The organism is Patiriisocius sp. 208BN25-11, assembly GCF_058147145.1.
Genome location: NZ_JBYVJY010000012.1, coordinates 69616 through 92633, shown reverse-complemented (window position 1 = coordinate 92633; position 23018 = coordinate 69616). Strand labels below are relative to the sequence as shown.

Sequence of the window (23018 nt, the reverse complement as noted above, 5' to 3'; positions counted from 1 at the left end):
GTGAAGAAGAAAAGAAAACCAATACCTCAAATAACTAAAGTTAGAGCCAAATTACAAAAGGAAATAGATTCAGCTTGTCCATTTTGTAATAATGAAGATGTTGAGCATTTTCAAATTCATCACATTGATGAAGACCCTTCGAACAATGAATTGATAAATTTACTCCTTTTATGCCCAACTTGTCATTCAAAAATCACTAAGGAAGATATCTCAAAACAAGTTGTAATTAACAAAAAAATCAGCTTAAGAAATAGAAATTCAAAAGTGCAATTTATTTCAGTTTCAGTTGATGAAGAAAATTGTAGCTGGAGACCCATAAAAAATGCGAAAAATTCTTTCGAAGCAGTAAAGCTAAGCTCATTATTTCCAATATTCAATTTTAGCTTAATAAACAACTCCAATAAAACATTACTATTAACTAGTATAAGAGTTAAAGTTAAAAGATTACCAATTGGCTTATCCGGTCCACATATTCCGCTACCTGAAATTTTAAGACCATCGGTAACTTATAAAATAAAAATGCCTATTGAAGGTGAAACCGAAGAAACGATATTAAAAGAAGAACTAGAAGTACCTATGATAAGAGCGTTCAAATTCCAAATTGAATTATTTTCTGATTCTATGGAAGCTTTCAAACCTCCCAATAAATACGCCCTCTTCTTTGAATTTAGATTTAATAATGACTTTTATTGTGAAGCACCTATGATTCTGCTCAATAGTAGCGAATACTATGAAAAGTTAAACCATTATTTTATGAACTAAAAATTTAGATTAAAATTAATTATGTCTGGAAGATTACAATTAATAGAACAAAAATTATTGGCCATTGATGGTGCTGAATTTCAAAATCTATGTGACAACTATTTGTCATTAAGAGAAGAAGAATACTCTAGCCTAAATAGAAGTGGCAGCCAATTAGGAAAGCAAAAAACCATTGTAGGTACTCCAGATACATTTTTAAGACTTTCTGATAATAAATTAGCTTATGTTGAATTTACAACACAGGCAACTTCATTAGTTACAAAAGTCACAGATGATATTGATAAATGCTTGGATGAATCAAAGACAGGTGTTAATCCTAAATTGATTCATAAAATTATCATCTGCTATAACAGTAGACTTTCCGTTGAGGAAGAAACGAAGATTCAAGAGTATATTCAGAATAAAAGAGTATCGTTAGAACTAATTGGTATAGATACTATTGCTTTAGAAATAATGTCTAAATACTTATTGCTTGCTAGGGAATACCTTGGTATTGCTCTCGACACAGGACAAATTCTACCTTTTCATAAATTCATTTCAGAGTATAACAATAAAGCGAATCAGCTATCTACTCCACTAGACAATATATTTTTTCACAGGAATACAGAGTTGAAACAAATTAATAACGTCCTATCTTATAAAGATTTGCTTATTTTATCTGGTGCTCCTGGTGTAGGTAAAACTAAGATTGGAATAGAAGCTATTCAAAAATTCAAGAAAGAGAATCCCTCTTTTGAATCTTATGTTATTGCAAAAAAGGATGTAGATATTTTTGAGGATTTAAAGATTCAATTAAGACCAGATAAAGATTATATATTACTTATTGATGACGCAAATAGACAGCTTCCAAATTTGAGACAAATTTTTGGAATCTTTAAAGAAAATAGAACAGGTAAATTAAAACTGGTTATTACAGTCAGGAATTATGCATTAGTAGATATAAGAAGTTCCAGTATTGAATTTGTTTCAGAAACAATAGACATACCGAAATTTACGGATGAAGAAATCATTGATATATTAAAAAGTGATTCATTTGGAATTGTAAATCATAAATATCAAAAAAAGATTGTAGAAATTGCTGATGGAAATCCTAGGTTAGCCATTATGGGTGCTCGTGTAGCTTTAGAAAAGCAATCTGATTTTTTATTTGGAGATGTTTCCGATTTATTTGAGACTTATTTTTCAAGTTTCTCAATGGATTTTAATTTATTTGAAAAGCCTGAACTATTAAAAGCTTTAGGAATAGTCTCGTTTTTCTTTACAATTGAAAGAGAGAACAAAGAAGAAATTGGAAAGTTACTTTCTATTTTTGAATTAGATTACTATACTTTCAATGAGGCTATAGAGGAATTGCACAAAAGAGAATTAGTAGAAGTCCAGTATAATCATATACGTATATCTGAACAGGTAATGGCAACTTACTTCTTTTATATAGTTTTTATAAGAGACAAACATTTATCCTTTGAAAAACTTTTGTTTAACTACTTTGATAGCCATAAATTCTCTTTTAAAGAAGCGCTATATCCTTCTAGTCATTCGTTTGGTTATGAAAACGTATTTACTAAAATAAGTTCTTCATTTGATAAGTACATTGATGCAGTTAGTTCAAATCAAGGTAAATTATTAGCGTTTCTAGATTTATTTTGGTTTAACAAGCCAGATGTGACATTAGCATATTTCTTATCGCAGACAAATGCAATTCCTGAACCAATAACTCCGATATATAATACTCATTATGAGACAAATGATTTTGTACATAGTAAAGAACAAACTATAGATTATATTTCAAGGTTTTTTAGGCAACAAACGGAGTCTTTCATCCCTGCGATACAGCTTGGTTTTGAATATATACGAAAAAGACCCGAACACTTGCCCGAGTTTATTCGTAGAATTAGAGAGAACCTAATTTTTGATGAACCCGACGAAAGATATGGTTATCAAAGACAAGCTAATTTTATTCAGTATTTAAAGGATAATATCGAGGATAAAAAAGAACACTACTCCATTGCATTTTTTGCTATAGCTGAGACCTTTCTAAAACATTCCTATCATATTACACACGGAGGAAGAAAACACACGATTTCCTTTTACGATTATCCTTTGCCTGCTACTGAAGAAATAAAGAACATAAGAACCAATATATGGGAAACATTATTTTTACTAACTAATGACTACAGAGAGGAAGTAATAAATACTATAAATAAATACAAACCAGGTTATAGAGAACGAAATCCAGAAATTCTTGATTTTGACCTGACCCTATTAATTCCATTTATCAAAGAATACTTTTCTCCAAGTTCTTTTAAAGAGGCATATGTCGCTAATAGATTAATAACTACTCTTAGTAGAGAAAAGAAATTATCTAATATGAGCTATTTGGAGTTAAAGCCAATTTTTGACACCAAAGAATATCAAGATTATAAAAAGCTAGACTGGAACAGGTTTAGAGATAAAGATGAATTTGACTTTAACGACTGGCGTGAATATGAAAAAGTAAAGAGCAATGACTTAAAAGAAAACTTCACATTCAATTCAAAGTTAGAATTTGATTCTTTTCTAACTACAATTGATAATACTCAAAGTGTTAAAGAAAGTAACCATTCTCAAATTGAGAATTCACTAGAAATAATTTTATCTGAAAACTTTACACAAAACAATGAGCTTGGACTTTCACTACTAAAAGCGTACTTAAAAAAAGACTACGACATCAGGGCTTTACATAGGACAATTTCAACAATAGTTGTTAATTCTGAAGATTCTGCTTTAAAATTATGGGAAATACTAGATTCTTGGGATAATAAAAATTGTATTTATTGGAAACTTAATTTTCTAGATAGATTACCAAAAGAATATGTTAATAACAAGTATTATAATAAACTCATTAAAACTATAGAATCGATAAACATCTATGCTTACCTATATCTAGACCAATATGTTAAGTATTCAAACAAATCTAGAAATGCCATCAAGGAAGTAATGCGTATTGTTCATAGTAAGATTAAAACAGAATCAATTAGTATTCGATTATCTGAATATCCATTTAAGGATGGACTAGAATTCCTTGAAAATGACTATTTACTAATAAAAGAGTCTTATTTTCAACAATTTGTACTGTCAAAATCTTCTGTTTCTTTTGACTATCAACTTAAAGGATTTGCTAACATTTATAAAAAGCATCAAGAATTTTTATTTGACTTTTTCTCCTATTTCTTTTCAATTAACAAATTACACGGAGATGATAAAAATATGGATATCTCATTTATATGGAATTATCCAAACAGAACAAATGAAATTGAAAAAGTAATCAATTATCTAATGGATAATGACTTCTACTTTGGACTTGGAGGTCATTCAGTATCTATTCTCTTTAACAACTTAGATGAAAAACAGATACAGACAGCTTTTGTATTTATAAAAAAATTAATAGAAAAGAACTTAACTAACAGAACTTATGTAGAGGTGATTTTTGAGTCCATTAGAACAAATCTACAGGTAAAACACGATGAATTGTTCTTGTATTTTTTGAGTCTTAATAACGATGTTGATTTTTTCAAAACTATAGATTGGGTCGGTAATCCTGGAGTACAAATGGGTGAAGTTATTTGGGGAGAGTTACACGCTAAGAGATGGGAAAAAGTATTAGATATACTAAACACATCAAATGAGCAATTAAGATATATTCCAATAAAAAGTTATCTAAAAAAACGAATTCAGTCTGAGTACAATAGTGCCGAAGGAGAAAGAATGAGAAATTTCATTAGACCAGATAGACGTTGATTTTAAAAAAAATTTATCGTTAACGGGTATTCTAAAAAAATAAAACTTCTGTAATTATAAAATAGAGTCATCAAAATCCAAGCAATTATTACAATTACTTTCTATCCATTCACGGTAATTAAAAACATCTGTATAAACTCCATATAAATTTGGGTCAGCACAAGGGTTTCCTCCCCAACTAGTAATACCCAGTAGAACACCTCTATCCTCATTTATAGTATAAAGTGGCCCTCCACTATCCCCACCACAAGTATCTTTTCCTGGGCTTGAGGCACAAATCATATTATCAGTTACAGCACTATTTGTTGCTCTATAATTTACTTCACAGGTATTATGGTTTTTAACTGATACGGTTGTCTTCCGTAAAATTTCTGGAAAAACAGTTCCATTTACATCAGTAGCTCCCCAACCAGAAACGAATAGTTCTTTACCTACTTGATTAAGATTTTGGTATTCCTGTTGATTTGTTGGCAAGGACACTATTTGATTATTTGTAACCAAGCTTATAGGTAAACTCAATTCTAATAAGGCTATATCATTATCTTGATTCACTTGGTTGTAATTAGGATGCTCTATTATGTTTATCACATCGTATATTTCTCCACCCTGATTTAAATTAGAAGAATTGGCAAATATGAATATATCTGATACTGTTCTTCTCTGTAAGCGTCCCAACCAATCTTCATAATATAAACAATGTGCTGCCGTTAAAATCCAGCGGTCACTAATAATACTCCCTCCGCAGAAGCATTCAATATCTTGTTGTGGCTCTAAAAGACCAACTTGCCAAGGTACTTCAGATATATCTGGCACTTCATCACCTCCAATAATATCTTCATATTTAACGACGCTTTTTTCATTATCAATATCCTGAATAAATGGCTTATTTACTTGATTACAGCTAAATAACAAAAGCATCAAAATGGGACTAAAAAAACAGACTCTTTTCATAACTATATTTTTAAAATTACTTATTCGTGATATCGATACTTAAACCAAAATAAAATCTTGGTTTTGTGTTGAATTCAAAACTAATATCATCATTAATTATAGAAGAACCACCTACGACATCGCCAACACTCAGGTCATTTAGTTTTGGATACCAAGTAAATACAGCTCCAGTTGATAAAGTAAATTTAGGAGCTAATTCAATTCCTCCTCCTAAAAAGAATAAAGGTTTCTCTTTTGAGGGCCCAACTCCAAATTGAAAAAAGGCTGGAACATCCCAAGAGTTGTTTAAGTACAAATTAAGATATGCCGCTATTGCAAGTTCATTATCTTCATCTTCGGTTTGCGATATAATTGTTTCTCCTGCTTCATTTGTATCAGTGCCAAATTGAGGGAAAGAAACATTGGTATATAAAACACCGCTACTTAGGACTGGAATGAATGTTGTTTTTTTCCTAATATTTACAAGAAAAGTTTTTGAATTATCAATCTTAATAGACTTTTCAGTATCATTAAAAGTAACTTTCTCAAGAACTATCGTTAGTTCTGTTCTCTTTGATTTATTTACTGAAATAGGCTTAGCAATAAGAAATTTATCTTCGCCAAACTTGTGTTTTTCTTTTTCAATTGTATCAAATAGCTCTTTTATCTTATCATATTTAGAATCTATATCTTTTTTAGTAGTTTTTAAAGCTTCAATATCACTACCTATTTCCTTGATTACATTATCTATATGACTACTTAAATGAACCTGACTAGCGGTAAAAGTAATCAAAGAGAAATGGGTTTTCAGGTCATCATATCTTTTATCTAAATCATCTAAATACTCTTGATTTTTCTTTAAAGCAGTTTTATTAGAATTCAATACACTAGTAATACTAGATATACTGTTTATACCTTGTAAATTCGCAAATGCATCATTATATTTTTCTGCCACACTCTCATTGGTTTCGGATAAATCTAAAGCACCCATAGCATTCCAAAATAAAGTGTTATTAGTAAAAAAACTGTTGTCTTGAGATTTTACAAGAAGGAACATCTCAACAAACTTAGGTTCTAATGTGGCAGTGCTAGGAGCATTTATTACTGGCCTAGCACGCTTACCTCTTACAGAAGCGGCTTGAACCTGTTGGATATAACTAGCAGCATTATTCAAAAACTCCCTAGATGCTATAAATAATTCATCATCAAGTTCCTTTTGAGATGTCCTATAAATATATTGGAGAGGATTCTCAAAAATAGCATATACTCTAAATTCATTAGATTTTACTTGAAAGTAATCTTTATCATTAAGGGTTTTTTCAGTTTTTTGGGAAGTATCAATATATAAATCTAAATTGTTTTCATCCTTAACTCCTAAAGTGATTTCGTCTTTTACAGTTTTACTTTTCTTAATTTCATCTCTACCAAATTGAGCTGAGACTGGAACGCATAATAATAATGTTACTCCAAATAATATCCATTTAAAATTCATTGTTTTGACTATTAGTAGTTTATGACATAAAAATATGAAATACTAAGGTATAAAACATACCCAATATCGGGTATATTACCAATTATCAAATCATTTACTTCTATAGTTCAAATTAAATAAGTGAAAATAATTACTCAAAACAATTATTATAGTTTTGAAGATGATTGAGAATTTAAAAAGTTAATTCACTAAATAACATTTGTTTATTCATTCCTTTTTCTTTCGAACAGTTTTTAATACTTCATCCAATCTATCCTTGTTTAAAGATTGAGAAGCAACATCAAAAACACCTAAATCAATTAAATACTCTTGGTTAGTTCTACCATTTTGAGGCACTAAATGCGATAAATCTCTACGAAGTTGTTGTGTATCCATTTTACTCAAAATCTTTGTATCATCATACCCCAAAGACGAGAGGATTAAATGCCCTAAATCCCGTTGAGATTTAGAAGGCACAACTCCATTTTCTAGGTTAGGACGGAACAAAAATTCTGCGAAATTTTGCTCTTTGAGAATAGCAAACGGAAACGCCACATTAATTGCTCTAAGGTTTTTAGTATCTGTAAACGGAAGTACATTGCTCGGCAATCGTATAGTGAAATCACTTTCAGTAATTTTAATACTTCGACTACCATCGGGATTTTGCACAGCATTAAATCCCTCACGTAATTGGAACGAAATATTGTCGGGTTGCGCTTCTTTTAAATCTTCAATAATTGTTTCAGTATCTTGCATAACCTCTTTTTTCTGCTGAATTATTGCTTCCAACTCCTGTCGTTTTGGACTATCAAGCGGTAACGACTTTAATTCATTTTCTAACGCTTTAATATCACCACCTAACTTTTCACGTTCGAGTGATTTCGTTTTTAGTTCCTTTTTGATTACCTTACTATGCGCTTTAATTTCTTTAAGCTGAAAATCCATTGCATCAACCGTAAAAACATCTGCGCCAAATTCCCGCGACAATTCTAATTTGGTAGTAGATGAAATTTCAGAACTATTAGCAATTTCAGTAAGTGACGTTGTAAAAGCGTTTTCATCTAAAAAGTCAGCTTTGGCAATAATTTTGCCTATCAATTTTTGCTCTCGGGGTGATTTACTTTTTGCAAAATCGTGCAACTGAATAAAATTTCGCCAGTTCTCTATCCACTTTGCAACTGCTTCATTTCCTTCAAACTTACTAATTAACAACTGTAAAATTTCTGTCTTTGATTTGCCTTGTTCAGTCAGTTGAGCTTTGTAATTTTTTATTTTATCTTCATTTGAAAGATTACTTTCCTCTATAGTTTCTGTATTAACCTTACTCTTCAGTTCTGAATTTGTTGGATTTCTCCCTAACTCTAATTGTAAGTTAAAATACTTCTCAGCAATAATCTTAGCCCTTGAGTTATTCGGATAATTCCTTTCTAAAAAAACACTTAATTCTTTTTCGTCAGAAATCTCTAACGAAGAAATTGCATCGTCCAAATCTATATCTGCTTTTTTATGGTCTAATTCATCTTTTTGCTGATTCAATTTCAGTTTATTACTTCTTAGTTTTGCACTATAACTAAGGTGTTCCAAAGAGAGTGAATCCTTATTCTCTCCAAGAGAATGAGCTGTCTCGTTAGAGACAGCTTTGTTTTGCAGAGTTGAAAATAATTTTTCGGGCATCACAACATTATAGCAGAAATCCCTAAGGATTTCAATGTTGAGTTTTTGGGGCTAAGTCCTTAAAGTATTGCCAATTTTGGCAAGACTTCTTATGATTAACTATAGAGGTGTCAAAAAAAACATATGCTATTCCAAATCTCTTATTTTCCTCAATTGTAATACCCAATTTCGCAAATTCTTCTTTAACCTTTTGAGGCTCTAAATTCTTTGCCTGTTCGTGGGATAATTTCAGAAAATACGGATGATAAAATATATTCCTCTGGTCGCTCCCTTGTTTCAAAGTATCGGGGTCAATAATATTACTCGCTATCGAATAATCAATGCTTTTTTCTTTAGTAGTTTGTTCTTCTTGTTTCGTCTCATTTTTCTGCGCACAACTTTGTAGTGAGATTAGTAGTGTGGCAAGAAATAATGTTTGGAAAGTTTGGCGGTTTGTTCTGAATTGTTCTCGTTTCATTTAACTTAGAATGCACTTGTGGTTCAGCAAGCATATTTGAAAAAAGAAAGCGTGAACCTCAAGCCAGTATAAACAATCACAGAACGGTACCGCCAAGTACCACGAGCAAATTGAAACCAACAAGAGGACACGCCCATTCAGGCGCGTAGTCTTAATAATTCCTTTGCTCTTTTAAAATTGGCGGTTTTATCTGAAAAGAATATTAGCTTACGCTATCTTATGTATGTTATGGTTATGTTATATCAATAGGCTTATAATTTTGTTTTGAACTACAAAGTTAGAAATTATTTAATAGCTTTAAGGAATATCAGAATTTCGATATAAATAATTCTTCAAATCTCAACATATAAAAACACCTCCTTTCAAAATAGGCTCTCGGCTAAAACACCTAAAAACTGGAAAAATTATTGAGCTATTACGTTACGATACACAGCTTACATATTCAATGCACCAGTCAATCAATGGCAGTAATACTAGAACTATACCTAATTACAATTATCTATATGGAAACCATATAGATACAAGAGAGAAAATAAATGGTCTAACAAAAGAGTTTGAGCTTGTTAATCAACAATAAACGTTTTTTTAAAGAATGTTTTTTATTAGTTACAGTTCCTGATAAACTCCCATAGGGTATACCAAACAAAACTAATCTCTTTACTACTAAGGGTTTCCCCTTTAGTAAAGAGGGCAATAGTCGGTTCGGACAAGCCTTTTTTAAGGCGAATAAATTTTCTAGTTTTAAGCACAGCTTCAATAACGAAATGTGGCTTATAATCTATCTTTTTATCCTTTATTTCCCAGTTCGAACCTAAATAAAGGAGTATGCTTTTTTTCTGTTCCCTTGTTCCAGATTCTAAAACTTCTTTTGCATTTTTTATAACCTTCAATGCTTCAATAATATTCAAATGATAATTAGCGATTTCTTCCTGTAACGTATCGTAGTTTTCATTAAGTCGCTGAATATTAATTTTTAGTTCTTCATACTTTCGCTTCATTATTGAACGAATTTCTGAATCTATTTCTATCACTAAATTATTTTCAATCTGATTTTTTTGTCTTGTTAAGGTTTGAATTTGCCTTTTTAAGTTAAATGAAGTTGTTACCTGTAAATGTGTTTTACTTCCCTTTTGCTCACTTATTCTCTCAATACCAAAGTCAAACACTTCATTTGGTAAAGAAATCCGTTCAATCTCTGTTTTCAGTTGTGATTCTATTAAACTTTTGGAAAGTGGTTTTTCCTTGCAGTTAATATCTCGTTTACGGTGAACACAACGATAATAGTCAAAAGACTTTTTCTGTTGTGTTTTGATAATAAATTTTGTTTTTCTTTCTGCTGTTATTTGAGCATCACAAAATCCACACTTGAATACACCTTTGTATTCAAACTCTAAATTACGCCGACGGATTTTATTTTTTCTGTGCATTACATTTTGTACACGTTCAAATTCATTTTGAGTAATCATCTTTTCGTGAATTCCCAAGTGTAATTTATCTGCCCACCTGAAAAGACCACAATAAAACGGGTTATGAAATAATTTATGAAAACAGGAAAACGACAATATTTTCGCTTTTCTATAAAGAGGGTACTCTTTTTTCATAATTCTATAGACTTCGGATAACGTATATTGCTCACTTAATAAAAGTTCCCATAACTTTTTTACTATAGAAAAATATTGAGGGTCAGGAATAATACTTTTTCCGTCTTTTTTAGTTCCATAATTAAGATAGCCTAAAGGTGCTTTACTTGGGTATATTCCTTTTTCAACAAGACTACTCATTCCACGTTTTACATTAGTGCTTAAATCTCTAATAAATTGATTTGCCATAGCACTTTCTACCATATATAATAGGACATTGTCTTGTGGCAAATAACTTCTTTCTGCAGTGATTATTTCTTTAATAATATTATTTTGGAGCATCCAAGAAATTTGCCCATTTTCTACTGGGTTACGGGACAACCTATCTATTTTCCAGCTAAGAATTATTTGTGCTTCGTTTGAATGAATCCTTTCCATCATTTTTTGGAAAGCAGGACGTTGATATGGTTTTCCTGCTGACTTTTCATCAATAAATATTTCTATAATATTTAACCCACGAGTACGAGCTATTTCGTACATTATCTTTTTTTGGTCATCTATAGATTGTACCTGGCGGTTTTTGTCTTCGGTTGATTTTCGGAGATAAATAAAGCAATTCATTGATTTGCGTAAAAAAATAGAGATGATGAAAGAAGTTCAAATACGATAAAGGAGATTGAAAATAATATCAATAACCATTTAGTTCTGATATGTTCCCATTAGGGTTATTTTTTTTGTGAATTTTCTACCTCTATAGCTAAAGAAATAAGACCTACCAGAGCTGTTATTTTGATATCAGCTTCGTCTCGATTGATTTTTACTCCATAATGCTTGAGATAGAGCTTTTGAAAGTCGGTAATGTCTTTTGATTTCCATTTTGTCATTATAAGAGGCTAGTAAATAGAATAATGGAGAACCGTTATACCATACTGAATAGCAATGTGCATAACTTATTTTGAGCCATTATTAATGCTACATAAAAGTGTGTTTTTACAAGCTAATTTCTCAGGAAATTAAGCTGTTTTGTGTTAAATATCTTGTACTGAAAAGTCCTTTTTTGCGAAAGGGCTTTTTTCTATTTCCTAACCATTTTTAATATGGAACACATTATCAAGGTACGTAGCCGTCTAATTTCTCAATTCCATCAACTCGACATTGGAAAAGGTGCAAAAATTGATTTAAGAGAACTTCGTCATAATCATATTATGGTCAAGTTCATTTGCGAAGAACACACAAACAATCCATTTTGCATAGTTGGGAATATAAATGAATTATACAGTATTCGGGCTGATATATTAAAACACGAAAGGATTGAAGGTATGAAATACAGAGAATATTTAGAAGCCAAAATAAGAGGGGAATTATAAACTCTCAATACATCTTTACTTTTTAACCTTTTTTAAATGAATACACCCAAACAATCATCACTAGATTATCTTCATAAGCCTTTTGAACCTACTAAAGTAGAACTGCAAACTGAATTCAGAGCCAGAGTTTTAGAACAAATCCCGCTTGCAGAAATCAAAATCCAATACAATAAAGAAGTTGCTACCGATGACCGTATTAAAATACTTAATAGCTATCAAGCATCAGAAATCCTTAGAGCATTTTGGAATAATGACACATTGGAACTACAAGAACAATTTAAAATTCTGTATTTAAACAACTACAACCAAGTAATTGGGTTATACCCGCATAGTCAAGGCAGTATTACGGGAACTGTAGTAGATATTCGATTAATTTTAATAGGAGCATTACAATGTGGAGCAATAGCTATGATTGCTTGCCATAATCACCCTAGTTCCAACACAAATCCGTCACAAGCCGATAAAATTCTTACTCGAAAAATTCAGCAAGCTTCCCAATTAGTAGATATCAAACTTCTCGACCATATCATTTTAACGAAAGATGACTACTATTCATTTGCAGACAATGAAGAACTATAATGAAACTTAATTGCATTTATTCATTACCAAAAGAGATTAAAAAAATAAAAATCTACAAAAATATGAAGCCGACTCAAACTAGTCAAGGATTTACCGCTACGAGTTCTTCCTTGCCAGTTTGGTCTATGACTTTATTAAGAAAGGGCATATTTAATTTTTAATCTCATTAAAATTCAATAGAAAAAGAAGTTGCTATTAAAACTTTAGACATTGATTCAGAAGAAAACATTATCTGCTTTTTAAAAGACCTATTACAACACGGTTGTATTTCAGGAATGGTTAGTTCATTAATTTATTACCGTGATACAGAAAAATTCTTTTATAAATATTATGAAGATATCATCTAGCCTAAAACTGAATATGAAGAATCTATAGGTCAATCAATGAAAATTGAACATCAGTTAAATAATCAATTAGCTTGCTTGATTTGCCTTTGAAGAGACAGCAAGGAAATTATGGAAGTACAATTAATTTATATAAAAATTCGCAACTTAATAATTTTTTTAATATATTGAGTACTTAATTCAGCTTAAATAAAATTAATTTAAATGGATGGTATTAATAAAGTTATTAAAGATTTGTCTGAAATCGCAAAGATTTTGGATAAATATATAGATGAGAATTATAGTTATGCCTCCATTACAATAAAGAATTTGAAAATTTATATTGAACATAATATTACCTACATAAAATCAGCTCAAGTTGATATTGAAATCGCACAAAAAATATTTCTTAATATCACTCAAAGATTTAATGATGAGTTTTTATAACATTTAAAATCACATAAAATGTCAATAAGAAAATTAAAACCGATTACTCCAGGGCAAAGGTTTAAGGTTATAAATGGATTTGACGCCATAACTACCGAAAACAAATCTGAAAAGACTTTATGTCATAAAGTGACTTTTTTAGAAAAAACACCCTACAGAACAATCGATTTTTACAGAAGAACAAATAATACTGAAACTATCCCGATAATTGTAGAAAGTGATGAAAGAAATAAGAAAAAAAGAAACATCCTTAGTATCGGCATCATAAGTCATATTGATATTGGAAAATCTACTTTTATAATTTCTATGAAAAAAGCATTATCTAGAGAAGATATCTTTAACAAGTCGAGTAGAGTATTATCATATTATAAAACTTCTGATTTATTTAACAGTTGTCCTAATACAAAGAATGATAACATATGTTATAAAGAAGGTGTATCTATAGAAATAATTAATCTCAAAGAACTTAATGATTGTCCTAATTCTGACAATGATGGATGTTCTTACTCAAAATCTGTTTTTAACAGTTGTCCTAATACAAAAAATGATAGTATACGTTATAAAGAAGATATATTTATAGAAATAATTAATCTCAAAAAACTTAATGGTTGTCCTGATACTGACGGTGATGGCTGTTTTTACTCAAAATCTATTTTTAACGGTTGTCCTAATCCAGAGAATAATGATATATATCATAAAGAAAACTCTTATCTAGATGGTATCGCAAATAGCTTTTTAAAAGAAAAACATCTTGATAACTCGTTAGTATTACAAAATATTCCTTTTTACAAAAGAATCGGAAAATTTCAGAGTATACAAAGTAAAATAGTACACTCTCTTAACAAGTTAATCGAAAATCTTAATAAAACGAACCTTTTTAACCTTGCATTTTATAGACAAAAGTGTAAAAGTAATTCTACTTATATACTCTTAAATTACTAGAGATGGATAGCAATAAAAAATTGAACATATCAGAAACGCTTGAATCTATTAGATTTGAAAAGAAACTAAAGAAAAAAGAATTTGCAGAATTATGTAAAATCTCTCCCTCTTTCTATTCAGATTTAATTAATAAAAAAAGAAAAATAACTATAGACACTTTAACTAAGGTCTGTTCTAATATCGGTGTACCAATAGATGTTTTTATATTTAAAGCTTTAAGGGAAGATGCTGTTGAAGATGAAAGAAAAAGAAAGTTAATTAGAGAAATTAAGCCTTTTATGGACAGTATTGCTAAAATTTTATATATAGACAATGATATGTCCGAAAGTTCGGCGAATAGATTTGAACAATCAGTTAAATATAAAAAGGCTGTTGAAGAAGACTAATTAATAACAAAAAATTCTTAATTGGATAAAACACATTCCTAAAATTCTTTCATTTCAATTCTTTGCATTCAAGAATATTAAAAAAGAGTTTAGCCTATATAGATTTTGCGAAATGTATCTTTTCTCTCTTTTCTGCCTCACCTCAAAGACACAAAGAACTCAAAAAAGATTGCTCTTGCAGAGCAAAAGCAAGTACGCCAAATCTATATACAATCAGTATAGATTGAAAATTTGGCTTCCTTGCCAAAGGGCGACCCTTTGGAAACCCACAAAAAACAAAATTTAACATAACTCACTAATTTTAAGTAGATAATCTTTAAATTGCTTGTGGCAAAATAAACATTACTTACAGATTATATGAATGTAACAAATATTGGGTATAAAGAAATTAACGACTTATTAGGTAATATTGACAAATTAATAGCACAAAAAAGTCTTCAAATAAAATTTTCTAAAAGTGATAATGAAACTCATTATGGAGAAATTGACCCAGTATTCTACTCATATTTAATACTACTTTTTAAAAACATTGAAGGACTAAAAGTAGAATTCAACTTTTTAGATGAAATAGACTCTGATAGGTTTTTTAGTCTATCATCTCAAATGTCTCATATTAAACACCTTTATTATTCATTTATACCAAATGATAATCTCGTAGTAAAAGGTAAATATGCTGATAGAAATGGTGGAGAAATAGTGGAGATATCAATTAACAAACTAGAAGCCAGTAGAAATTTCATTCCTGCACTATATATTACAGAAAATACTTTTGACACTTTCTTCGCAAAAGAAATAGATTTAAGCAATCAACTCTACTCTTATTATTACGATAATTTAATCTCTGAAATAAATGACTTAACACGAGGTCAACAAAAAAAGGACTTCAAAGAAAAAATGTCAAAGTTAAAAAACTGTTCGTTTGCAGAAATATCAATTTTATACCTCCTAATTCATAAAAATAAAAAGGATAGAAAAAAAGATGTTTTTTTTGGTCTACAAAAGGCAGAAGACCGCAAAAAAAACATAAAAATCATTATTGATTTAATCCAATCTACACACGAAATTCTTAACGGCTTAAAAGAATTAGCTCTCAATATAATTCAACATTCAACATATAATGAAGGCGTTATTACTGTAAGAAATTTTGATAAAGAAAGATTATTAAAAATAAAGTCTGATGATGAAAAAAAATATCTCGAATTAAAAACACAAAATGCTTTTTTAGATATAAATGTCATTGATTTAGGAACTGAAAATATACAAACTAAGTACGTTCAAAATATTAAAGAATGTAAAAAGCGATTTTTAAATGAATTAAATATAAATGAACAAAATAACAGTAATAATGTTAACTCTATACTGAAAGAAACCTTAAATATATCTTTTGATGATGATATTAAAATAATAGACGATACTGGTTTTGATTTTCATAACCTATTCTTAACTGGTGAAAACACAGTAAATCATTTATCAATTCAAAAAAACAAACTAATTACTAAAATTGGTTTACAGTATTTCACAAGACTGATTAAAGACAAATATGAGGGGTATATCAAAACTTCCTCTGGTGAAAAAAAAGCAATATTCTACAACAACACAGAAGGTGTTAGCACAAAAATATTAAACGATAAAGATTTCATCATTTATGGCACAAACTATAATTGCTTAATTCCTATAAAAATTTGGGAGAGAGTCCAAAACGAAAATATTAGTAATAATCATTCTAAAAGCACAAATACGAATACTTTTAAGGAACTAGAAGAATTTAACAATAATTGCTATTTTGATAATACCACAAAGTCATTACAAAGTTATGAGGACAAAAAGAAAAATCTAGTCCATTATTCCCCAGTTTTTCAAAACGGTCTCAAACAAACAAAATATGATGACTTCATATATTTTTTCGCTGAGCTTAATAAAATAAGTACTTTAAAAAGAGATAAGGATGTTATTGCTATTTCTTGTAAAGATATTTCTCAAATAAAAAACGCAAGTCATTGGTTGCGTTTTATTTGGTCCATAACGCCTGCGTTTGAAAATATTATTCTTTACGATATTGAATTGTCGGTTTTTAAATCGATTGTTGATTTAAGAAAATTATTTCACAGCACCAGTACTAAAAATGATAAAAGCAATATTTGGGAAAATGAATCTAGAATTTTATTCTATTCAAAAAAAACAAAAAAAGACGAACAAGGAAATGATAGTGAATATTACAGATATGGAGCTAATCTACTAGCAGGACAGACCATATCGGAATTTAATTATTTAAACACAAAAATATGGAAACACCATTATAGCTTTAGCGATAAAGAAGATGTTTTTGAATTTCAAAAAAGCGACATTTCATATAGAGATTCTGAACATTTCAATAGTATATTATTCAACAATGGAAAAAATCTTCACTATTTCGAAGTCTTACTTAAAACAAGTACAGAAAATGAAAACTCTATTTCGCTTTTTGAAAAATCTATTCAATACTCATTAAATACTTTGTTAATAGATAAGAAAACAGAAAACACAAATAATAAAGGCTATAAAATCACAAACACTCATTTTAGACTGGGTTCTAAAATTCATATTTCTGATTTCTACTATGCAAAAAAATTATTTCAGAATAGTTTTTTCACAACGCCTCTATCCTATTTAATAGCTGTTGACATATGGAATAACCAACTTAAAAAAATAGAGAATACAAAGGAAAACTCAATTACACTGATTGGGTACGAAAACTATTCTAGTTTTTTAGTTAGTTCAATAAGAAACTTTTTGCACAAAAAAATAAAAAATAAATTCAAGGAACAGAATATAGACATAAACCACTTCACGATAAATAAAGATGGAAAGTTATCTAGGGAGAAACATAAATTAAAAGAAAAAATTATTATTGTTGTCCCTATCGCTTCAACATTTAGCACCTCACTTAAAATTGAAGACCAGCTAGTAGAAATTGTTAAAAAATCAGAAAAAAATAATGAACATATTTTTGATGAGAATTTTAAAATAAATATTCAAAATCCAATATATAATATTGTTCTAGTTGCCCATAGAGAAAAGAACAAAAAATTCCTAGAGCATTATTTAGATGACAATAAGAATTTTCTAGAAGAAGTAAACTCAAAACCTAGTATATATTATCAATCTAATTGGAAAAAAGCTAATTTAAAAGAAAAGAAAATTTCAGTAAACAGGTATAATACTGAAAATATAAAAAGTACTGGAAAAACTGATGAAAAATGGCAAAAATACTTAGTCCCTGTGTATACACAGTGGCATAAAGCTGAGAATTGCAATCTTTGTTACAGTTCAAAAAATCCTTACCAAGAAAAATGCTTAATTGAAACTGGCTCAGCATCAATAACACCTCAACTAATTTTTGGATTTCCTAAAACAAAGCCATTTAATCATCTATTAGGCGAACGGTTTTATGACAAGCTATTTCTAGAAGGTTCTTTGTTGTATGGGAACTTAAAAAATAAAAACAATCAATATTTATATTACAATCGAACAGGTAAAATTATAAAATACAACTACAAAAATATTGTTGCTTGGATAAAAGAATTAAAAAAGATTTTTATATCAAAATTGAAAAGCGACTTTATTGATAAGAAAGTAGTTCTTGTTACCCCAAATTCTGGCTCACGGTCAAATTTTTTAGATTTAATCAATGAACACTTATTTGATTATACTGCAAATTGTATAATTATATCATTAAAAGAGGATTATATAGAAAATTCAGAAACATTATATGCTGACGGGCTTCATAAGGCGGATACAGTTATTTATATAGATGATGTTCTTTCTACTGCCAATTCTTTTCTTGAAACTAACTATATACTTAAATATATAAGAAATAAAAATGCTACTGGAGAAGGTATTGATTATTGTATATCACTCATTAACAGAATGTCATTCTCTGATGAAGAAAACTTGTTATTAAAGTTAAAATCCTTTAAAAACAATGAGCCACTAAAAGAAACAAAAAATAGATTAATCTATTACGACAAAATTCATAACCCTACCATAGAAGAAGCAAATACAGACTTCCCTATTGATATAGAAAGAGAGAAATATGACTTTTTACATAAAAACTCATCACTTGATGCAGTAAGAGAAGGCTTTTATAAAAAACGTAAAAATTTAAAAAGAAATAATCTTCAAAAATCTCCTTCATATAAAATTAAAGATTACTCATTAAATTTAAAACGAGATAACAAAAGAAGAAATAAAAAACTATACCAATTATTAGTTTTAGATGCTATCTATGCAGAATTCCAATATGACTTTGAATTTGAAACTCTTGATAATGTAAGTCGTGAACGTTATGAAAAAGAGAAAAAAGAACAAAACAAAAAGTTTTTAAAGAGACTTCAAAATTACTTTCCGAAAATTGATTTCGATTTTACCATTGAGGAAAAGGAAGAGCAAATTAAAATTTCTACTGAAAAATTAAAGGAAGCTATTAAAGCGCGTTTAAGGGATGACAGAAAACATAGAAGAATTATAGATGAAAATTCTGAAAATATTGAGTTTGTAATTCTTAAAGTTATTTGTAGTACACCCTTAATTTATTACAAAGAAATTAGAGAAACAGCTTTCCAGTGGATTCTAATTAAATTAAAAGAGACCCTTACAGAGATTGATGAGTTAATTAATCAAGATAATATTATTGATATTTACTTATTAAAAGAGAGAAGGCAATTTAGTTTATATCAGGATTTGAAATTTTTATTAAAAAAATCTGTGAAACTTAAAAGTAATTTTGTTTTTCATTCTGCTTTTTTATCCAAATTAGATGTAATAATTACTCGATTAAAAGAAGTTCCAAATGACATAATTTTTGATTGTCAAGAATTAAATTATGAATTTAAAATTGAACTAGAGAAAATCATTTCAAATGAAGATTACTTAAATAATCCTTTAATAAAAATAACTTTATATGATTTCACTCAAAATTGTTTAAAGGATTATCTTTTCAAAGAAATAGAATTTGAAGGTAAATTATTAACTCTGAACGAAGATGAAAAAGAACTTAAAGATTATCATAAAACATTAGTCTCTGAATATAGAAAATATAATGAACCGCTAATATCCAATGCTATAGGTTTTGATAAAGATACAGGCAAACCCATTTACGCAATAGTTAATGAAAAGGACAAGGAGACTTATGGTAATTTTATTAATGAATTTGACACACTTCTTTCAAAGAAAAGATATAAGCTTTCTACTTCAAAAAGATTCATTTATCATATTGTAGCCTTAATACAAGAGGTTGTCTATTTGCACGAAACAAAGTCTGTTAAACTAGATGAAATACTAGATGCATTAAAACTGCACAACGATGATTCTAATAAAAACGGAACATACAATCATTTGCTTAGACTATTAACACTTGAGAACACGGAAATAATAAATAAATACTCAAAGGACTTAATAAAGAATATTGAACCAGCCTCTATTGAGAATTTTGACTTCATAAAATTCCAAAAGGATAATTTAAAACTAAAGCAACTTTATGACCTTCAATCCTGCACTACAAAAAATAGCATTATAATGCCAAATGTAAGTAAGAAGGATAGCTTAAATCAATTTCTACAATTAAAAGGTTTTATTAATAAGGGCATTAACCCTGAAGATAAAATAGAAGATACCATTAGTAAAATTTTAAATAAGATTAAGGGAATAATAAACGGCAATAGTAATGACATAGTTGAGGATATATTTTTAACTGTAAATTATAAAAACATTGAAAGATATAGTCTTGAAGATTTACATACATTCTCATTAAAACAAAATCGAAATACTATAGATATTGTTCATTCTACAGATTCTTTAACATCGTTTATGGGTGAAGGAAAATTTAAATCTGAAGATGTAAAGAACATTAATAATTTAATTTTAGAAAATGATAATGTTGTTAACGGGAAAGTTATCTCTAATCTTGAAATATTAAAAAATGAATATGGAGAATTAGTTTGCAGAAAAGAAATAAAAATTAGTGAAGAAGAAATAAAAGGCAATAGTCAATTCAAAGCTCTCGATAACAACAAATCTATTTTAATCATTAGAATTTCTCGATTTTCAACAGATATAGAAAAATCAGAAGCTATGAGCCTAAATACTCAAGCAGTATTAACAGTTTACCTTAATGAAGCCAAAAGAGTCAATGAAAAAAAACTAAGATTATTATTAGCATTAAGACAGGATTTTAGTGATTTCTTAAAAAAGAAAACAAATGGAACTACTTTTCTGGAGCTACTAGAGAACAAAGCTCAACTTAAAGTCGTAAATGATTTTACTCACTATTTATCTAAATTTTTTGGTATTATTGAAGAAAATAGTCTTAAGCTTTATAGCCAATGTGAAGAAACAGTAACTAATAACAACACCTATAAAGAAATTGATATATCGCTTAATTCAATACAGTCTCAACTTCAAATTCTAAATGAATTTAGTTATTTTGATTATGAGATGTTAGAAATCAATAGTATTAAAAATGCTATAGGTTTCATATTTGAATCTTCAATTGGAGAAGTAAGATTTAAAATAAATAAAAACTATACCCTTCAAAATTTTGATGCCATAGATAAAAGAATAAAAATGTTTGATATGGTTAATGACATCATTATTCCTCAAATAATAGTTAATATTAAATTTTATACAAATGGAAAAAAAGGTAAGGTTAGAGTTATAGCAAAGCTTTCAAAAAATGAAGAAGAAATTTTAATAAGTTTTGCTAACGATAAGAGAGATAATCGACCAAAAAGAAAAGAAGGAAAAGGGTTAAGAATATGCCACGAAATAATTGAAAACATAAATAAAGAAAACGATGAAAACCTTCAAATAAGATTTTTTGATTTCTCTGATAAATTTATTTCACTACTTAAACTGCCAGTTCAATGAAAAAAAATGTACTAATACTAGAAGATAACGAAAGACATTTCGAAAACTTAGAAATTGAATTTCTTGAAAAAGGATTTAAAACTTACCCGGATGAAGAAGACGATGAATGGGACTTTATTTCTTTAAGAGAAATGTTTCAAGATATTGTTGACAACAAAAAAGTTGAATTAATAAATAACATAATAGATAAATATAAAGACATATGTAATTTTTATGTCATTGATAGAGAATTAGCATCAAGAAGGGGTGATAAACTAGGTATGACTTTTTATCAAAAATTCTTAGAATACGGAATACCTAAATCGAATATTTTTATTGTAAGCTCTCACCCTATAGAAACGTTGGGAATTGAAGTTGAAAACAAACAATTTCAAAAAAAAGGAAAATCTTTTGCTAACTTATTAATAAAAAAAATAAAATAATTATGGATATAGATAGCTTTAAAAAAGAGAATACTGATTTGAAATCAAGAAATATTATATTAGAAAAATTAAATAAAAAGCTAAAAAATAAAATTGAAAGAGTTGAAGGTGAAAACTCAGGCTTTGTAATTTTTTCAGAAAATTTAAAATTTTATTCTTATTGGTTTATTCATTTCCTAATTACCATCTTGTTTATTGCTTTAATCACTGTTACTATTTATAAAGTTGCAATTAATTTTAAATCGGATTTTCAAAATAAAACATACTACTCTCAAGAAACTATAGAATTTATTGAAAATGAAATAAGTTTAAATGACGAACAGAAATTAGAATTAAAGAGTCTTGCATCAAAGTATAAAGAAAAAATCAAAAGTTCTAAAGAAATTAGTAAACAGAAAGAACTGAAGCTTCTGAGTAAAATTGAGCACATATTTATTTACCTAATACCATTATTACTACTTATAGGATTCTATTTCTATTACCACTTCAATTATGGAAATTACTTTGAAGGTTCTAAACCTAGTCCGAAAGATGTCTCTTTAGCAAAAGATTCATTAAAATTAACCAAGACTCTTTTTTTATCTTCAATAATGTCTTATGTAATAATAAAGGTTATAGAAAAAGTGATTTTAGAAAGTACAACAAGTACAAAAGAATTAATATCCTATGGGGTATTAGTTCTATTACTTATGTCTTATTTAATATTATCTCATATAGGAGAACATAAAAAAAGTAAAGACAATTAAGGCTATGATTTTAAGTTACTGAAAAGTGCTTTAATAGCATTGTACATAAATTTTAAGAATTCAAGTATCAACCATCCAAGCCAATAGAGGAAGCGTGGCAAGAACCAACCTAATTTTTTGAGAAGATACAGGCCAAAAGATAACAGTTTCTTAAAACAATATTTTAAATATCGGTTAAATAAGCTCAGTTCTTTCTTCCATAACGATAGATAGTACGTTCTGTTCCACAAGAATAGAAACAGATTAATAACC

17 protein-coding genes are annotated in these 23018 nt (G+C 28.7%); 11 read left to right on the top strand and 6 right to left on the bottom strand.

Annotated features, from left to right (window positions below):
• Both ACY2RS_RS13065 and ACY2RS_RS13060 read left to right on the top strand, forming a co-directional pair.
• Complete coding sequence (locus ACY2RS_RS13065) at positions 1-762, top strand: hypothetical protein (RefSeq protein WP_490099110.1); 762 nt, start codon at positions 1-3, stop codon at positions 760-762.
• A gap of 21 nt (positions 763-783) precedes the next feature.
• On the top strand, positions 784-4539 hold the full coding sequence (locus ACY2RS_RS13060) for an nSTAND3 domain-containing NTPase (protein ID WP_490099109.1): 3756 nt from the start codon (positions 784-786) through the stop codon (positions 4537-4539).
• Positions 4540-4593: 54 nt separating this feature from the next.
• On the opposite strand, the gene ACY2RS_RS13055 is transcribed toward ACY2RS_RS13060, so the two are convergent.
• The 6 genes from ACY2RS_RS13055 to ACY2RS_RS13030 form a co-directional block, all read right to left on the bottom strand.
• A complete protein-coding gene (locus ACY2RS_RS13055) occupies positions 4594-5490 on the bottom strand; it encodes a serine protease (protein ID WP_490099108.1) in 897 nt (298 codons plus the stop codon).
• 16 nt (positions 5491-5506) lie between these two features.
• The gene (locus ACY2RS_RS13050) at positions 5507-6961 is read right to left on the bottom strand and encodes a hypothetical protein (RefSeq protein WP_490099107.1); all 1455 of its coding nucleotides are present in this window, start codon (positions 6959-6961) and stop codon (positions 5507-5509) included.
• Between the two features lie 207 nt (positions 6962-7168).
• The gene (locus ACY2RS_RS13045) at positions 7169-8614 is read right to left on the bottom strand and encodes a hypothetical protein (protein WP_490099106.1); all 1446 of its coding nucleotides are present in this window, start codon (positions 8612-8614) and stop codon (positions 7169-7171) included.
• 31 nt (positions 8615-8645) lie between these two features.
• Positions 8646-9071, bottom strand: a complete 426-nt coding sequence (locus tag ACY2RS_RS13040; RefSeq protein ID WP_490099105.1) for a hypothetical protein — start codon at positions 9069-9071, stop codon at positions 8646-8648.
• Between the two features lie 602 nt (positions 9072-9673).
• Positions 9674-11272: a recombinase family protein gene (locus tag ACY2RS_RS13035; RefSeq protein WP_490099104.1), complete on the bottom strand. Its 1599-nt coding sequence runs from the start codon at positions 11270-11272 to the stop codon at positions 9674-9676.
• A 104-nt stretch (positions 11273-11376) separates the two neighbouring features.
• Entirely contained in the window at positions 11377-11535 is a 159-nt protein-coding gene (locus ACY2RS_RS13030) for a hypothetical protein (protein WP_490099103.1), read from the bottom strand.
• Between the two features lie 213 nt (positions 11536-11748).
• Between ACY2RS_RS13030 and ACY2RS_RS13025 the strand changes: the two genes are divergently transcribed.
• From ACY2RS_RS13025 to ACY2RS_RS12985, 9 genes are all read left to right on the top strand, one after another.
• Complete coding sequence (locus ACY2RS_RS13025; RefSeq protein WP_490099102.1) at positions 11749-12018, top strand: hypothetical protein; 270 nt, start codon at positions 11749-11751, stop codon at positions 12016-12018.
• Positions 12019-12054: 36 nt separating this feature from the next.
• Positions 12055-12597: a JAB domain-containing protein gene (locus ACY2RS_RS13020; RefSeq protein WP_490099101.1), complete on the top strand. Its 543-nt coding sequence runs from the start codon at positions 12055-12057 to the stop codon at positions 12595-12597.
• Between the two features lie 176 nt (positions 12598-12773).
• A complete protein-coding gene (locus ACY2RS_RS13015; protein WP_490099124.1) occupies positions 12774-12944 on the top strand; it encodes a DUF7222 domain-containing protein in 171 nt (56 codons plus the stop codon).
• A 201-nt stretch (positions 12945-13145) separates the two neighbouring features.
• On the top strand, positions 13146-13367 hold the full coding sequence (locus ACY2RS_RS13010) for a hypothetical protein (RefSeq protein WP_490099100.1): 222 nt from the start codon (positions 13146-13148) through the stop codon (positions 13365-13367).
• An 18-nt stretch (positions 13368-13385) separates the two neighbouring features.
• A complete protein-coding gene (locus ACY2RS_RS13005) occupies positions 13386-14309 on the top strand; it encodes a hypothetical protein (protein WP_490099099.1) in 924 nt (307 codons plus the stop codon).
• A gap of 2 nt (positions 14310-14311) precedes the next feature.
• Positions 14312-14695, top strand: a complete 384-nt coding sequence (locus tag ACY2RS_RS13000) for a helix-turn-helix domain-containing protein (RefSeq protein WP_490099098.1) — start codon at positions 14312-14314, stop codon at positions 14693-14695.
• A gap of 357 nt (positions 14696-15052) precedes the next feature.
• Complete coding sequence (locus ACY2RS_RS12995; protein WP_490099097.1) at positions 15053-21598, top strand: hypothetical protein; 6546 nt, start codon at positions 15053-15055, stop codon at positions 21596-21598.
• The gene (locus ACY2RS_RS12990; protein WP_490099096.1) at positions 21595-22020 is read left to right on the top strand and encodes a hypothetical protein; all 426 of its coding nucleotides are present in this window, start codon (positions 21595-21597) and stop codon (positions 22018-22020) included. The genes ACY2RS_RS12995 and ACY2RS_RS12990 overlap by 4 nt, the downstream gene beginning before the upstream one ends.
• A gap of 2 nt (positions 22021-22022) precedes the next feature.
• Positions 22023-22766 (top strand): hypothetical protein, encoded by a 744-nt coding sequence (locus ACY2RS_RS12985; RefSeq protein ID WP_490099095.1) that lies wholly within the window; start codon positions 22023-22025, stop codon positions 22764-22766.
• The last annotated feature ends 252 nt before the right edge of the window (positions 22767-23018 follow it).